Source organism: Eubacterium ramulus, assembly GCF_003122485.1.
Lineage (GTDB): Bacteria > Bacillota > Clostridia > Lachnospirales > Lachnospiraceae > Eubacterium_I > Eubacterium_I ramulus_A.
In genome coordinates this window covers 1-2,042 of the sequence record NZ_JRFU01000252.1, presented here as the reverse complement: position 1 = coordinate 2,042, position 2,042 = coordinate 1, and the positions used below count along the sequence as shown (strand labels likewise).

At 47.4% G+C, this 2,042-nt stretch carries 1 protein-coding gene; it reads left to right on the top strand.

Annotation, left to right across the window (positions count from 1 at the left end):
- Nucleotides 1-166: 166 nt before the first annotated feature.
- On the top strand, nucleotides 167-1,858 hold the full coding sequence (locus LG34_RS16295) for a S8 family peptidase (protein WP_109217014.1): 1,692 nt from the start codon (nucleotides 167-169) through the stop codon (nucleotides 1,856-1,858).
- The last annotated feature ends 184 nt before the right edge of the window (nucleotides 1,859-2,042 follow it).

The following is a 2,042-nucleotide window of genomic DNA, read 5'->3' as shown; positions in this document are numbered from 1 at the left end:
ATTCGGTTATGAGCAAGTAGCGAAGCGGATTGCGAATATCCGCTTGACTTGTACAACAATCATAGTCAGTGGGGGATATATTCTTGGGCAGATGACAGAGGTGTTTAGAAGAAACAAAAAGGTTTTTCTTCGCATAACTTATAGATAAAAGCTTTCTGAGAAAAATATGGACGATAATATCTGCAAAAAAGTGATTTATTCGAATGATTATTACGACCTGATCATTGATTATATCGGTGGGTATCCACTGGGAAATCCGGAATGCATCTTACAGGTGGACAATACGTATGACATTGGATTTTACAGCAGGGAGCGGGCACCGGAGTTGAATCTGGTAGATTATCCGTATCTGACGATCCCGCATTGTCTGGTGCCGATGGATATGACAGCGCTGGAAGTCAGCGGGATTTTGCGTTTACAGAATCCATCAGCACTGGATCTGCAGGGACAGGGCGTTTTGATCGGATTTGTTGATACGGGAATTACGTATGAACATCCGGCTTTCCAAAATGAGGATGGGACCACACGGATTGTCGGTATCTGGGATCAGACGGCGGAAGATGGAACACCGCCGAATGGGATGGTTTACGGGGCATTTTATGGAGAGGAACAGATTAATGAAGCACTCCGGTCAGAACGACCGCGGGAGATTGTGCCGGAACAGGACGAAAACGGACATGGTACATTTCTGGCGGGGGTAGCATGTGGAAGCACAGATGGCACGGCAGATTTTTCGGGAGCAGCACCGCTGGCTCAGATTGCAGTTGTAAAATGCAAACAGGCGAAACCATATCTGCGGGATTATTATTTTATTCCACAGGGACAGGAATGTTATCAGGAAAATGATCTGATGATGGGAATCAGCTGGCTGAACCGTTTTGCATATGAGCGGCGAATGCCGTTGGTATTATGTATTGGCATGGGGAGCGGACTTGGAAATCATGTCGGGGATGAACCGCTGGCGATCCAGTGTGATGAGTTTGGACGAAGACGGCAGCGGGCAGTTGTTGTGGCAGCAGGAAATGCGGCAAATCAGCGGCGGCATTATCAAAAAAGGGGAATGGAAGAGGGCGCGGTTGAGAGTATTGAACTGTCCGTTGGCAGTAATCTTGCAGGATTTCAGATGGAAATCTGGACGATGGTTCCGGAGATTTATGAACTGTCGATCGTATCGCCTACCGGAGAACGGTTCCCGAAGACTGTGGTACGTCCGGGAGAACGGCAGGAATATGTATTTTTGTTTGAAAAAACAAAATTAACGGCAGAATATGCCATTGTGGGAACCAGAAACAGCATGCAGCAGATCATGCTGCGGTTTGAACAACCGCTCAGTGGAATCTGGACGGTGGAATTGCAGGCAGATTTTGTGCTGAGTGGAAATATATTCTGCTGGCTTCCGTTGTCGCAACTGTTGAGTGGAGAAGTATTTTTCCTGAGATCTGATCCGAACACGACGGTCACTATGCCGGGAATGTCGCGGGTGGCGATCACCACCGGAGCGTATCAGGCAATCGGAGGAAGCATTGACCCGGATTCCGGCAGAGGATTTTCCAGTCTGGATGCGGTGAAACCAGATATTGTCGCGCCGGGAGTAAATGTACTGGGACCTGTGCTTCGGGACCGCTATGAACTTCGCAGCGGTACAAGTATCAGTGCTGCGCTGACTGCCGGTGCCTGCGCTCAGCTTTTTCAATGGGGAATTGTGGAAAATAATATGTTGTATCTGAATACGACAGATCTGAAAAATCTGCTGATCCGCGGAGCGGTGCGGGATGAGGACCGGACGTATCCCAATCCGGTATATGGGTATGGAGTGCTGGAAGTATATCAGGCGTTGAGCCGTTTGCGGGGAAATTAGAAGATATGTACATTCGCAAAAGATAAATACAGAATAAGTAAAGTGACGGCGTTCATGAGCAAGCAGTGAATGACCGCTTTACTGAAGTCTTTTTCAATAACTGTAAAAAGGATTCTTTGTGTTCTGAAAAATTGTAAAATAAAAAGACAGCCAAATCCGAACGGCTGTCTTCTAAGGAGAAGGT